Source organism: Aureibacter tunicatorum (genome assembly GCF_036492635.1).
Lineage (GTDB): Bacteria > Bacteroidota > Bacteroidia > Cytophagales > Cyclobacteriaceae > Aureibacter > Aureibacter tunicatorum.
On the sequence record NZ_AP025305.1, the window covers coordinates 2,853,284 to 2,867,306 of the forward strand.

Consider the following 14,023-nt stretch of genomic DNA (forward strand, 5'->3'; position numbering starts at 1 on the left):
AAGCTACATTTGCATCAAACAAAACAACAAAATGATGCCTAGCAATAAAATTCTTATCCTTCACAGAACTTTAGGTTCTCCTTATTCTCAAAAGATTATGGCTATGCTTGACTACTCACAAGCCAACTGGATGTCAGTAATTGCGCCCAAAGGCGTTCCAAGACCCATTCAAGAAAAGTTAGCAAATAATTACAGTCGAAGAATCCCTATTCTTCAAATTGGAGCTGACATATATTGCGACACTGATTTGATATCCAAACAAATCGCAATCGAAACAAACAACAACTATCTTGACAGAACCTGTCTCAAACAAGAAGAACGAGAATTTATCGACTACTGTGAAAACGAGATTTTCATTTCCATGCTTGTCTCGTTATCTCCAATTGATTTCATCATAGGCTACTTCAGGTCGATTCCGCCTAAAGAGGCGTTCGAGTTCCTCAAAGACAGAATAAAAATTAAAAAAAAACATCCTGAATTCAATCTTAATCAAGGCAAATCAAAAGAAGCGCACATACAGGCATCCATTGAATTCATTCATAAAATGGACAATATGTTGTCTAAGAGAAAATTCTTATTCAATGATCTTCAACCAACGCTATCTGATTTCACTGCTTACAACCATATTTGGTATCATTACCAATTAAATAAATTAAAGCTCGCCAAAGACACCCGTCACATCATACCTTGGCTGGAAAGAATTGATTCTTTTAATTCCTCAAACCTTAAAGAACTTAAGCCTGAGACCGCCCTTGAAATAGCTGAATCTAATTCACCATTAAAAATTCCAGAAAGCATGAACAACAGCTCTAGAATTGGGAAAAAAATCTCATTTAGCATTAATGACAAGGTTGGTGAAATCACATCGCCCATTCATGGAGTCTTAGCAGGCGAAGATAATTACAAGATAATTCTCAAGCATCACATCAATTCTTCCAACTTTGTTCATATACACATCCCTAAGCAATGTTACGGCGCTTGCGGGTAAAATCATTCATCAAACTCTTCATCTCTAAAATACACTATCATGCCGATCATCAACCTTACTGATAAAAAACTTCTTGATCTTAAAGGATTTCACCTCTTTCATGCAGGAGGATCTAATTGCTCTGCAAGAGCTCGCTTGGCTTTGGAAGAAAAAAAACTAGAATGGACAGGTCATGAGATCAATCTATTAACTTGCGAACAACTACAAGAGGATTATTTGCAAATCAATCCGCTCGGCGAAGTTCCTGCACTTATCCATGAAGGAAAATCCATCTATGGCTCGGAAGACATCTTAAGATATCTCGAAGAAAAATTTCCAACACCCTCCCTTTTACCTGACAAAGAAGAAGAAATCGAATCTATGTGGGAATGGGTAGATTACGCCGCTAACAGCCATCTGGAAAATATAGCCGCATATTTATACTCAGTAGGCATAGGCAGGCCTTGCTCGGCAAAAAACTTCTCTATCTATCAAAAAATCAATCCTAAAAGAGCTGAATTTTTAAAAAACAAAGGCTACAACATGTCCTCAAAGGTGAAAAACGAAGTCATGAAAGCAAATCATACAATTCTAACCCAAATAGAAAATGAATTAGGTAAACATCGCTATTTAACCTGCGACACTTACACACTTTCAGACATTGCTTGGGGAATGAATGCCCTTGCCCTAAAAAACTACGGCTTTAGCCTAAGTCAATACCCCAATATTATGCGATGGATTAACGACATTGAAAATCGCCCAAGCTACAATAACAAATCTAAAATGCCGACATTCCCCCTTTGGCTAGTCAAATGCATCATGTTCATTAAAAGAAAAGCCACAAGAACTATTTAAGAAATTGTTAAAATCAAGACGGCTTCTCTGTCAACCCAAACAAATCCATAAACCGGGGATGCGTAAAAGTCTGAAACTTTTGCTTTTTTAAATATTCTATAAAAATACGTATCCCCGGTCTTGATCTAAATAATTCACCATACTCGTCATGCAACAGTGGCGCTGTTTTCCCAAGATGAAAACTTGTCAAAGGCATTTCGACCTTATTTTCTTGATTGTACCGCAATATAGCTTTATCAGCTTCTTTTCTTAATTCAGAATAAACCGACTCGACCTTGCCAACAAATTGTCCTTCATAGATATCAATATCCATGGTCATATATACATCACCTGATGAGTTTTGATCATAAACTTGACTGCAATACGCATCCTGATCTCCCGACATAACTCTCAACCGCATAGGCTTCCATACAAAACACTTTCCTGTCGAAGCCATCTCATCGATCTTGCGCAATACTGATTTAATGACACACTCAGCGCATTCGCTTCTAAAGTACAATTCCGTTGTATGAGAGCCTATCTGGCTTTTGATCGGCATATTCGGCTCCGCTGTCAAAGCCAAATCAGATCTTCCCACAAATGAATATGGCCGACTCATCAACCAAATCATCAATCGGGTTACTTTATGCAACCAATCAGGATCCCTGTCTTTAAAATCCTTATCCAAGAACTTGTCAATTTTCTTAGACATATAATTCGCGACAAAACCTTCCATCTTGCCCCTGAGCCATCCTCTTCCTTTTCCATTCTTGGAAGTTCTTCTCCAAACAGTCAATTGAGTATTACCTGTTTCATAAGTATCCAAAGGGCAGCCTTCACTATCTTTCAACACCTTCCCTGTGCCTGAATTTGGGAACAAAAACCACCTCAAATAAGCATCGTTTTCCAATGCTATTTTCAATTTTTGATCAAATGATTCTTGCTTCAAAGCGTCCGAATTCTCAAACATCACCTCTTCCACCATTAAATTGAATGAAGGGACAAGTTTCAATCTCAAACTAGTAATCACCCCCGCTTTTCCTGTGCTTCCCAGCACAAACTTCGCTAACTCCCACGACTCATGTCCTCGAATACAAGTATGAATAATACCATCTGCATCCACAAAAACCAACTCTTGAACCAATGTCGAAAATCCTCCTTTTTTCGGATGAGCTCCATGAGTGTTTGTGCTTACCAAAGCAGATACATTTTGCTCCGCTATCGCTCCCATATTCTCCAAAGCCCAAGAAGTATTCGCCAAATGCAGATTTAACTCCTCAAGTCTTACACTCGCACCAATTTCAATACTTGCCTCATTGCTATCAATTTCTTTAATCTCTGAAAAAAAATGAATATCAGGAGAGATAACAATCGTACTCTCATCACTCTCCCCACAAGCTCCCCAATGATGCTCTCGACCCTGAACATAAATCTTCTTGCCTGTTTCATTGGCAATCTTGATCACTTCTGATATATCTTCAGGACTACTAACTTTAATTTGACTATAAGCAACATAATTTTCCGTTCTCGACCAATTCGACCTCTTGGCAGGCTTTCTTTCGATATGCATAAAAATGTAGTTTTGAAAAAAAAATCTATGAAAATAAACTAATGAATAAATTAAAAAATCACTCTTGTGACAAATATATTTATTAAAATAATTCAATAAAATAAAATTCTTAAATTATTAATTCAAAGACATTTAATTTCTAACAAAATCAAAAAATCCCCTCCAAATACATGAAGGGGATTCCAGATAGTCAAAACACAAATGTTAAATAGAACGGTTATCTTTATTTAGTTATTTCTTCAATTTGCTTTATCAGTTTCTGCATCTTAAGAGATTGGTAACTGATATTTCCAGCATTCAAGCTCGTCCCTTCTTGCATTGGATAACCAGGCAAGGTGGCGAAGAATTTGCCGATTTGATCCTTAATTGGCACAAACAACCACATATTATCTCCATACCAACGGATATACATATCCGACTCGAATTGCGCTGTTTCATAAGGGTCAGCTTTCAAGTTTGTCAGCATCGGCCAACCTGTTATTCGTCTGGAGCCTGTAGCGATATTCCCCTCTCCCATTTGAGCGAATTGCACTTTCCAGTCATTCCATCGCACAGCATCCAATTGCCCGTCAGCAGTGAAATAGTAAATCGTTTCTCTTGGAGATTCTTTCACCTCTCCTTTAAAGTAAGGCAAAAAGTTATATCCATCCAGATGCACTCTCCAATGCTTGCCATTATAATCAGCGCCTTTTTTTAACTTTTCAACCACATTATCATCGCCCACAGCGGCCAACAAAGTAGGCAACCAATCCTCTTGAGAGAATATTTCATTGATTTTAGTACCGGGCTCGATAACACCCGGCCACCTTACCAGTCCAGGCACTCTAAATCCACCCTCAAAAGTAGTCCCTTTTTCACCATGAAACGGAGAAGTACCGCCATCAGGCCAAGTGAATTTCTCAGCTCCATTATCAGTGGAATAGATGACGATTGTATTCTCATCGATGCCCAGCTCTTCCAATTTATCCAACAACTGACCAACATGTCCATCATGCTCAACCATTCCGTCAGGATATATGCCGATACCAGTTTTGCCATAAGCTTCTTCAGACAAATGCGTCCAGACATGCATACGCGATGCATTGAACCACATGAAAAACGGCTCGTCATCCTTCGCTTTTCTGTCCATGAAATCTAGCGCCTCCGTCAAAAACTCTTGGTCTACCGTTTCCATTCTCTTTTGCGTCAATGGCCCGGTATCCTCAACTTTGCCATCGGCTGTAGCTTTGATCACACCTCTAGGTCCGTATTTCTTTCTAAACTCAGGGTCCTTAGGATAATAATATGTTTCCGGCTCCTCTTCGGCATTCAAATGATATAGATTTCCAAAAAACTCATCAAATCCGTGATTAGTCGGCAAGTGATTGTCTTGATCCCCCAAATGATTCTTGCCATATTGAGCTGTAGCATATTCATGCTCTTTAAGAAGATCGGCTATCGTCGGTGCCCAATCCGGAATACCATGCGGAGAACCCGGCATGCCTATGGTCAATGTACCTGTTCTGAATGGGTGCTCACCAGTAATAAATGAAGAGCGTCCGGCAGTAGATGTTTGCTGAGCGTAATAGTCTGTAAACATCGCTCCTTCATTTGCCAGCCTATCGATATTTGGTGTTTGATATCCCATAATACCATGATTGTAAGCGCTTATATTATGCACACCAATATCATCGCCCCAAATCACCAAGATATTGGGTTTGTCTTTTTTATCTTTCTTCGTTTCCTGCTTTTCCGCTTGAGAAGGCAAAGTAACTCCAACCAATGCAGCTCCTAATCCTACGCTTTTGATTAAATCTTTTGTATTCATATCTTCTCTGTGATCATTGTTTATGACACAAATGTATCACAGATACTTCGCTTCAAATATTCACTTATGCCCAATAATTATCCCATATTGCCAAAAAATTATTTTCACAATTTAATTCACGAATAAAAAAGCTCAAATCCGCATTAAAGCACTAACTACCAACTATCTAAACTCCATTATCAACAGTTATTGCAAATTCCAACTTGTTATCCCAAAACACATTAAGTTCAAAGCGGTCTGTATATCTCATAAACCAACTATTTTTTTGATAAGTCTCGCATATAGATTTCACGTAATTAGCCCAAAACAACATTAGCGACTTCTGAATGATCAAATCATAATTTCTAAAATTTGGGAAAATAGCCTCCATATTCCATTCTGCGTGTTCTTGACTTCCAACATTTGGTTTATATTTAACATTGGTTGCGTTTCGAGGCTCAGGGTACTCAACTACCACAATAGAAACATTGCTAAGACTATCATAATAAATCTGAAGACTCCTAATTATTTCCGGCTCTTTCAAGAAAATCACCCCGCCTGCAATGGTATTATGAACAACAAACCTCCCTTTCTTCAAAAAATAGCTAAAATCCTCATGAATCTGCCTTCTCATTAAAACATCACTTATCTCATTCGACAATATGTTACGCAGATTCACACAGGCAGACTTAAATTCATCCCCATTAGGTTCTAGTTTCAGAGATTTAATTTTTTCAAATATCGCCATTACATATCAATCACCTATCAAACATAATTTGGTATTAAAAAAAATAAATATTACAAAAGAAATCAACCTCAAAACATTTAAATGTGTCTATAAAATAAAGCTATCATATTATTCTAAAACTGCATCATTATGACTTTTTCAAAAAAATCGTTTTATCTTTTTGTCTTGCTACTTGTATCCTTTTTTTCATCCTGCGATGATAAAAAGGAGAATAAAGACTGCTCAGAAATCGCTTGCATGACTCCTCCTGAATTTTTCACCTTCAATATCGTCGATCAATCCTCTGGAGAGAATTTGTTATACAACGGCAATTTGGACATCAATAATCTTGACATAACTGATCAAATCACTAAAAATAGTATCGACTTTGAAATCATTGAAAATAATGATATGCCTTTGATTGCGATAAACAGCATTGGATGGAAAACTGAAAAAGTAAATGCCATATGCTCTGTTGGGGAAGAAATTCTTTTCAAGTTAAATATAGACGCAGAAGCGGTCTCTGAAAATTGCTGTTCATTTACAAGATACCATACAAAAGAAATCTCTGTTGACATTGGCACTTATGAATTAGTTGATGGCATATATGTTATTAAACGCTAATGCCAATAGCCCAACTTTATCAGATTTCTAACATCAAATGAAGCCTTAGCCTTCATATAAAAGCGCGCAAGGCTTCATTTGAGTTAGGATTAAAAAAGATTAGTTTCAAGCCAAATAACCCAAAACATCTCGAATGGAATCCACTTTCGCGAAATTAGGTCGCTTGACTTCCTTATCCACAACTTCATGAGCCCATGTCGTATGATACGGCACATGGATAGCATGGCCTCCGAGGTCCAATACTGGCAGAACATCTGATTTCAAAGAATTGCCCACCATCAAAAAATTCTCCGCTTGGCAATCCAGATGATTTAGCATCTTCTTATAATCAAGCTTTTCCTTATTGCTCATGACTTCAATATGGTGGAAATAATTTTCCAAGCCAGATTTAACCAATTTTCTTTCTTGATCCAACAAATCACCTTTTGTAGCCAGTACCAATCTATATTTCCCCTTCAAATGAGCTAATGTATCTTCAACTCCATCCAACAACTCGATTGGCTTCTCCAATAATTCCTTTCCTAATTCAAGAGTTTTGCTCACAATATCCAAGCTAGCTTGATTATCAGTAACTTTGGAAATAGTCTCAATCATACTTAGCATAAACCCCTTCACACCATACCCATACAAAGGCAAATTATCAATTTCAGTCTTGAAAAGCTCTTGTGAAATAGAATGATGTGTTAAATAATCCTGCAATAGCACGCAAAACTTCTGCTCAGTTTCCCTGAAGTAAGGCTCATTTACCCAAAGCGTATCATCAGCGTCAAAAGCAATAATCTCTATATTTTTCATATTCATTATTCTACATGTAATTGTAAAAAATACCACTAAAAATTCGAGCCAGTTACCACCACCGCACCCAATTCTTAGATTAAAAAAGCGCGATCTAGATTTAGATCACGCTTTTGACATTCTAATTATTTTTCAATTTCTCTTAAATTCTCCATTTTCTTTCTCGCCAAGAAGTCGTCAATCCCTTCAAAATGCTCAACGACTCGCTGATTTCCAAACTCAAACACCTTTTCCGCCAATCCACTTAAAAAGTCTCTATCATGAGAAACCAATATCAATGTGCCATCAAATTTCAACAAAGCTTCCTTAAGTATATCTTTGGTTTTCAAATCCAAGTGATTGGTTGGTTCATCTAGTATCAAAAGATTCACAGGTTCCAACAAAAGCTTTATCATCGCCAAACGCGTCTTTTCGCCACCTGACAAAACCTTGACTTTCTTCTGAGTATCTTCCCCTCCAAACATGAAGGCACCCAGAATATTATTAATCTGTTTTCTTATATCTCCTTCGGCAACACTGTCAATCGTATGAAAGATCGTTTCCTCGCCATCCAACAATGAAGCTTGGTTTTGGGCAAAATACCCAACTTTTACCCCATGACCTATTTCCAGCGTTCCATCAAAGTCAATTTCCTGCATGATCGCTTTTATCATAGTCGACTTGCCTGCGCCATTCTTCCCAACAAAAGCTACTTTCTGTCCCTTTTCGATGACTACATTGGCTTCTTTAAAAACCAAATGATCTCCATAAGACTTGCCCATATCCAAAGCTCTGACAGGATATTTGCCAGAGTGTGGAGCCGGAGGAAACTTCAAGTTCAAAGCAGATGTATCCACTTCATCCACTTCTATACGCTCCAACTTTTCAAGCATTCTCACCCTTGACTGCACTTGAAGTGTTTTGGAGTATGTTCCTTTAAACCTTTCTATAAACTGTTCCGTATCAGCGATAAACTTTTGTTGCTCTTCATAAGCCTTCATCTGCTGAGCTCTTCTTTCTTTTCTTAGCTCCAGATAGTGAGAATAATTTACTTTGTAATCATAAATTCTACCCATCGTCACTTCAATCGTCCGATTAGTTATCGCATCCACAAAAGCTCTATCATGCGAAATCACAATAACCGCCTTGGAGTGATTCGTCAAAAAGTTTTCCAACCATTGAATCGAGTCAATATCCAAATGGTTAGTCGGCTCATCCATCAGAATCAAATCAGGCTTTTGCAAAAGGATTTTCGCTAACTCGATACGCATACGCCAACCTCCGCTAAACTCACTTGTCGGTTGAGTAAAATCTTCTCGCTCAAAACCAAGTCCTAGCAAAGCTTTTTCCACTTCGGCCTCATAGTTCACTTCTTCGATAGCGTAAAACTTCTCGCTTAAATCAGATACTCGCTCGATAATTTTCATATACGCATCAGACTCATAATCCGTGCGAGTTTCCAACTGCTTATTCAAATCATCGATTTCATCTCTCATGGCGAAAATACTTGAAAAAGCCTTCGCAGCCTCTTCGAATACAGTGCTATCATCCTCCGCCATCAAGTGTTGAGGCAAATATGCAATAACAGTATCCTTGGGAGCGGAAACACCTCCTTTAGTAGCTTTTTGAAGGCCTGCGATAATTTTCATCAACGTAGACTTTCCCGCACCGTTTTTCCCCATCAATGCGATTTTATCATTTTCGTTGACAACGAAAGATATATCCTTGAACAGCGTTTGTCCGCTAAATTCAACTGTAAGAGCGTCTATAGAAATCATAATCCGAATAAATTAGCTTTTCAGCAGTCAAGTTCACACAACTCGACCGCATTATTGACTTCAAGCCATAAAACTGAAGCCAAATCACGACAAAGATAAGCCAAATTTTCAATAATCACTCTCAGCTCAAAGCTCCATAGACAAAAAAAGCGTTCCAAAAGAACGCTTTAATTTATAATCACACAATATTTTTTGATTTTACATCAATCGTACTTTATGCTTAGCACAAGCCTCCTTCATATCTTCTGGCCACAAGCTAGCTTGAACCTCTCCAATATGAATAGCTCTCAATAAAAACATGCAAAGTCTGGACTGGCCAATTCCTCCACCTATAGAAAGAGGCAATTCGTCCGCCAATAACTTTTTATGGAACATCAATTCAGCTTTATGCTCCTGATCTCTTATCACCAACTGTTTCTTCAACGCTTCAGCATCAACTCTTATTCCCATGGAAGAAAGCTCATAAGCTCTTTCCAACACTGGATGCCATACTAAAATGTCTCCATTCAAGCCTTTAAGACCTTTCTCTCCCTCAGTAGTCCAATCATCATAATCCGCAGCGCGTCCGTCATGCGCTTCACCATTACTCAATTCTCCTCCGATACCCATCAAAAACACAGCGCCATGCTCTTTAACAATAGCATCTTCTCTTTGCTTAGGTGTCAAATCAGGGTATTTCTGCAACAATTCTTCCGCATGGATGAAATGAATCTCTTCCGGCAACATAGGCTTGATGTGCGGATAGTTCTCATAGACAACATATTCAGCTCTTTTCAAACTGCCATAAATCTTCTTGACAATCTTTTGCAAAAAAGGAATTGTTCTATCCTCTTTCGTAATAACCCTTTCCCAATCCCACTGATCTACATAAATAGAATGCGTGTTATCCAATACCTCGTCCGGGCGAATCGCATTCATATCCGTATAAATACCATAACCTTCTTCAATGCCAAACTGCCCTAAAGTATATCTTTTCCATTTCGCCAATGAATGAACAATCTCAGCTCTTTCATCTCCCATATCCAATATTGGAAATGAAACCGGCCTCTCAATAGCATTCAAATCATCTTGAAGCCCGGTATCTTTCATCACAAACAATGGAGCTGAAAACCTTCTCAATCTCAATTCAGATGATAATGACAATTCAAAAAAATCCTTGATCAATTTGATTGCTTTTTCAGTATCTCTCAAGCCCAAAACCGGCTCATATGTGTCTTTTAAGTATATGTCTTTTAGTGCCATAATTATCTCGTTTTTGAATACATTTTCAAATTTAGAGTTTCATAACAAAAAAGCAATTTTAAGGATTAATTTTTAACCAAAAAGCTAAATTTTTACAAAATCAATAATTTAACGCACGTTAAATTAGAAATATAAAAACAAATCAACAATTCATCGATGATAAATAAATATATAAAGAACCTAAATTTCTACATATTTATAAATCCATCAGCTCTTTAATCTGGCTTAGTTTATCAACCATTGGGTCATTATGCTTTAACCAATGAATGCAATAACCTGACCTTTCCATCTTTCTAAACCAAGTCATTTGCCTTTTCGCATATTGATGAATGCCGACTTCCAAACGGGATTTCATCACATCAAAATCTACTTTCCCCAACAAGTACTCTGTCAGCCACTTATACTCAAGTCCATAATAAATCAAATCCTCAGCTTTGCAATATTGCAACAAGCCCTGAACTTCCTCGACCATTCCCTCATCCAATCTGCTATCTAATCTAGCGCTGATCTTTTTTCTTCTCTCTTCCCTATCAATATCCATTCCTATGATCAATGGTTTTAAAGAAACAGCATCCAAAACTTGATGATCTCGCATTTCGCTCTTGTAAACCTCGATCTCCAATGCCCTTATCAATCTCTTTCGATGATGAAATTCATCAAATCTGGTATTGGGATTCACATTCATCAATCTTGATTTCAACTCCTCCTGCGTCAATTGCTCTACCTCGCCTCTTAGCGCTGGGTTTACAGGCACGGTTGTGTCTTGATAATTTTCCAATATAGCTTCAATGTACAAGCCGGTACCTCCGCATAATATGGGCAATTTATCTCGACCTCTAATATCCTTGTAAGCTTTAATAAAATCCCTTTGAAACTCAAACACATTGTATTTCTCTCCAGGCTCCAACACATCAATCAAATGATAAGGAACTTGCTTGCCATCCACTACATACTCACTCAAGTCTTTCCCCGTTCCAATATCCATTTTTCTGTAAACTTGTCTGGAATCGGCACTAATAATCTCACCTCCAAAAGCTAGGGCAAGATTTACTGCTAAATTGGTCTTTCCTGAAGCAGTCGGACCTAAAATCACAATCAAATTATAATTCATTGAAAAGAATTTTCCTGTCTTATTATATTTGCATACGCAAAAAGAAACAATTTTATGATTCATTCAAAACCCAAATTCAACACTTTATCCGCATTAGCTGTTTTCAACACTTTGATGCTAATGGGATTTATATATAGCCTAAAAAGCTTATTAGCTCAACCTAGCAATATATTGCTGTTAGTTACTACCTCAATACTGTTTGTCATTTTTCTATTTGTATTAATCAAAACAGCCCTAGCAACCAAACAAGTGATCATCGCCAACTTGATAATAGAAGAAAAATATTTATGGGGTGTTTTTAGCCAAAAGCATCAACTGGAGCACCTTAACTCTTGGTGCGAAACAATTATCAAAACAAAAAATGGCGTATTCAAGTCACTTGAATTGGATTTCACTACTCGAAAAAAAATTAAATTAAGCAATCACGAAGACAGCAAGTACGCAGAAATCCTCAAATATTTATCGAAAAAATACCCCAAGAAAAAAGCCTCGACAAATGCCAAGGCCTAAACAAACTGTTATAATATTCTTCATAGTGCTTTCATGGGTGAAAGCACTTCATGAATTTCTTCATCCAAAAGGTCTAAATATCTTTCAACGATCAAGTGAATATCAACTTCCCTTTCATTGCCCTCTATGGACACCTTATGCAAAGAACTTACTTGCTCCTCGCCTAAATTCTCCACCATCCCAGCTATATTCGTATTCAACTCAGCCCAAATAGAAATCAATCGAGCTTGTTCGTAATTCTCATACTTCCCGCCTTCTTCAGCCTTCTCCTCTTGCCAATCCAAATACAGAGTTTCTTCATTAAACCGGCCTTTCAACAAAAAGCTGGAAAAATATATGGCCTGATTCACCAAATAACCAATACGTTCTTTCTTTGAAGCAACATACGGGTGCTCTTTATGAATAAAATTATCCTTCGGAATAAAGTTCAACTCCTCAGTAATAACTTCAACATCGAGCATTAACTGATGCGCAAGTGATTTCATTTGTTTGTTATTGTGTATTGTTTTGTTTTAAATTTTGCTCGCTACAAAACTTCTTGATAAACTCAGCCAACTCAACCATGCCAAGGTCTCTCGCTATAGCCCAATCCTCGCAAGCTTTATCGCCAAACTCCATCTCATAAAGCGCTACCCCTCTATGATAATAAGCTTGAGCCGCTTGATCATCCAAAGCCAAGGAAGTATTAAAGTAAGTATATGCAGTAAAACTATTTCCAAGTTCAGCTTGACACACACCTGCGTAGAAAAAATCAGACGCTTGATCGCTCTCTATAAGAATCGCGCTTTGAAAATCCTCAAGAGCCAATGAGAATTCATCCAAAAAATAATAAACCATTCCCCTTCCGCGATACAAATCCGGATCTATCGGATCCAATTGCAATGCTTTAGAGTAATCCAATATCGACTCTGTGTACTTCTCAAGATCAAAATTCAATTCGGCTCTAAGCGAATACATAATTGTATCCTCTTGATCTTCTGCCAATACGTAATCATAATCCTTAAGCGCCAACAAGCTATCCCCCTTCTCCAAGTAAGCCAATCCACGCAGCCTAAAAGCATCCAAAGCCATTGAGTCTTTCTTTATCACTGCCGACAACATGCTGATAGCATTCGAGTAACTAGAATCTTGTATTGCCGCCACCGCGTTTTGAAGCGATCTCTTATGAATATCTTGCCCCTTTGAAGGAACAGAAAAAAAGCAGATTGCAATCAAAAAACACCAGAAAAGTCTCATAAGCTTAATTTTCGTTAAATATATATCTCCAATAATTGCAATCGCAAAATAGTAAGTTAATTTTACATTAAAAAATACATTATGTTAAACTGATTAAACGCATCCGTTTTCATTTTTAGTCCATAAATGATATATTTGGCGATTGCAGACTCAAATCAGAAGAACATATGCTCAGTTTTGCTGAAGAAAATTATCTAAAAACCATATATCACCTATCGGAAAATGGCGCCAATAGCGTGAGCACCAATGCAATAGCCGAAACGCTCAATACGAAACCCGCTTCTGTGAGCGATATGATTCGCAAGCTTGACAAAAAAGGAGTTGTAACATATGTCAAATACCAAGGCGTCAACATTTCCTCGGAAGGAAGGACATATGCTTTGAAAATTATCAGAAAACACAGGCTCTGGGAAGTTTTTTTGGTTAACAAACTTAGGTTTAATTGGGACCAAGTCCATGAGGTCGCAGAGCAATTGGAACACATACAATCTCCCCTGCTCATCGAAAGACTGGACGACTTTCTTGGAAAGCCTAAATTCGATCCGCATGGCGACCCGATACCTGACGAGCACGGGAATTTCGCATCTGTTGAAAAGCACCCGCTATCAGAATCAAATATTGACTCAACAGTTGTAATCAGAGGAGTTCAAGACACCAGTTCAATTTTCCTCAAATACCTTGACAAACTCAATATAAAAATCGGAACTCAAATCACAATAAACGACAAAATTCCCTTTGACGGCTCAATGGAAATCACTCTAGACGGCCACAGAGAAGTTTCAATCTCCAAAGAAGTCGCCAACAATCTTATGGTATCCTAAATCATGATTTGATAAAAAACAAAAAGCCAGATTCCTATTTAAA

Annotated in this window: 14 protein-coding genes; 5 read left to right on the forward strand and 9 right to left on the reverse strand. The window is 37.7% G+C overall.

Going from position 1 to position 14,023, the window contains the following annotated elements; genetic code table 11:
- The first annotated feature begins 31 nt into the window (after positions 1-31).
- Positions 32-988 (forward strand): glutathione S-transferase N-terminal domain-containing protein, encoded by a 957-nt coding sequence (locus tag AABK36_RS12145; RefSeq protein ID WP_338390275.1) that lies wholly within the window; start codon positions 32-34, stop codon positions 986-988.
- 39 nt (positions 989-1,027) lie between these two features.
- On the forward strand, positions 1,028-1,822 hold the full coding sequence (locus AABK36_RS12150; protein WP_309938696.1) for a glutathione S-transferase family protein: 795 nt from the start codon (positions 1,028-1,030) through the stop codon (positions 1,820-1,822).
- Positions 1,823-1,835: 13 nt separating this feature from the next.
- Here AABK36_RS12150 and AABK36_RS12155 read toward each other — a convergent pair whose 3' ends face one another.
- The 3 genes from AABK36_RS12155 to AABK36_RS12165 form a co-directional block, all read right to left on the reverse strand.
- On the reverse strand, positions 1,836-3,371 hold the full coding sequence (locus tag AABK36_RS12155; RefSeq protein WP_309938695.1) for an FAD-binding protein: 1,536 nt from the start codon (positions 3,369-3,371) through the stop codon (positions 1,836-1,838).
- Positions 3,372-3,594: 223 nt separating this feature from the next.
- On the reverse strand, positions 3,595-5,178 hold the full coding sequence (locus AABK36_RS12160; protein ID WP_309938693.1) for an arylsulfatase: 1,584 nt from the start codon (positions 5,176-5,178) through the stop codon (positions 3,595-3,597).
- 166 nt (positions 5,179-5,344) lie between these two features.
- Positions 5,345-5,791, reverse strand: a complete 447-nt coding sequence (locus AABK36_RS12165) for a hypothetical protein (protein WP_309938691.1) — start codon at positions 5,789-5,791, stop codon at positions 5,345-5,347.
- A 243-nt stretch (positions 5,792-6,034) separates the two neighbouring features.
- Here AABK36_RS12165 and AABK36_RS12170 point away from each other — a divergent pair, with 243 nt between their 5' ends.
- The gene (locus AABK36_RS12170; protein ID WP_309938690.1) at positions 6,035-6,508 is read left to right on the forward strand and encodes a hypothetical protein; all 474 of its coding nucleotides are present in this window, start codon (positions 6,035-6,037) and stop codon (positions 6,506-6,508) included.
- Positions 6,509-6,613: 105 nt separating this feature from the next.
- Here the strand turns inward: AABK36_RS12170 and AABK36_RS12175 are convergent, their stop codons facing one another.
- The 4 genes from AABK36_RS12175 to miaA form a co-directional block, all read right to left on the reverse strand.
- Entirely contained in the window at positions 6,614-7,303 is a 690-nt protein-coding gene (locus AABK36_RS12175; protein ID WP_309938688.1) for an HAD family hydrolase, read from the reverse strand.
- Positions 7,304-7,428: 125 nt separating this feature from the next.
- Complete coding sequence (locus AABK36_RS12180; protein ID WP_309938687.1) at positions 7,429-9,060, reverse strand: ABC-F family ATP-binding cassette domain-containing protein; 1,632 nt, start codon at positions 9,058-9,060, stop codon at positions 7,429-7,431.
- A gap of 198 nt (positions 9,061-9,258) precedes the next feature.
- A complete protein-coding gene (gene asnA, locus AABK36_RS12185; RefSeq protein ID WP_309938686.1) occupies positions 9,259-10,302 on the reverse strand; it encodes an aspartate--ammonia ligase in 1,044 nt (347 codons plus the stop codon).
- A 196-nt stretch (positions 10,303-10,498) separates the two neighbouring features.
- Positions 10,499-11,413 (reverse strand): tRNA (adenosine(37)-N6)-dimethylallyltransferase MiaA, encoded by a 915-nt coding sequence (gene miaA, locus AABK36_RS12190; protein WP_309938684.1) that lies wholly within the window; start codon positions 11,411-11,413, stop codon positions 10,499-10,501.
- A gap of 54 nt (positions 11,414-11,467) precedes the next feature.
- Between miaA and AABK36_RS12195 the strand changes: the two genes are divergently transcribed.
- Positions 11,468-11,923, forward strand: a complete 456-nt coding sequence (locus tag AABK36_RS12195) for a hypothetical protein (RefSeq protein ID WP_309938683.1) — start codon at positions 11,468-11,470, stop codon at positions 11,921-11,923.
- A gap of 20 nt (positions 11,924-11,943) precedes the next feature.
- On the opposite strand, the gene AABK36_RS12200 is transcribed toward AABK36_RS12195, so the two are convergent.
- Positions 11,944-12,408 carry a hypothetical protein gene (locus tag AABK36_RS12200; protein WP_309938681.1) on the reverse strand — a complete coding sequence of 155 codons (465 nt, stop codon included), beginning with the start codon at positions 12,406-12,408 and terminating at the stop codon, positions 11,944-11,946.
- A 7-nt stretch (positions 12,409-12,415) separates the two neighbouring features.
- The gene (locus AABK36_RS12205; protein ID WP_309938680.1) at positions 12,416-13,159 is read right to left on the reverse strand and encodes a tetratricopeptide repeat protein; all 744 of its coding nucleotides are present in this window, start codon (positions 13,157-13,159) and stop codon (positions 12,416-12,418) included.
- Positions 13,160-13,326: 167 nt separating this feature from the next.
- On the opposite strand from AABK36_RS12205, the gene AABK36_RS12210 reads away from it, so the two are divergent.
- Complete coding sequence (locus AABK36_RS12210) at positions 13,327-13,980, forward strand: metal-dependent transcriptional regulator (protein WP_309938679.1); 654 nt, start codon at positions 13,327-13,329, stop codon at positions 13,978-13,980.
- The last annotated feature ends 43 nt before the right edge of the window (positions 13,981-14,023 follow it).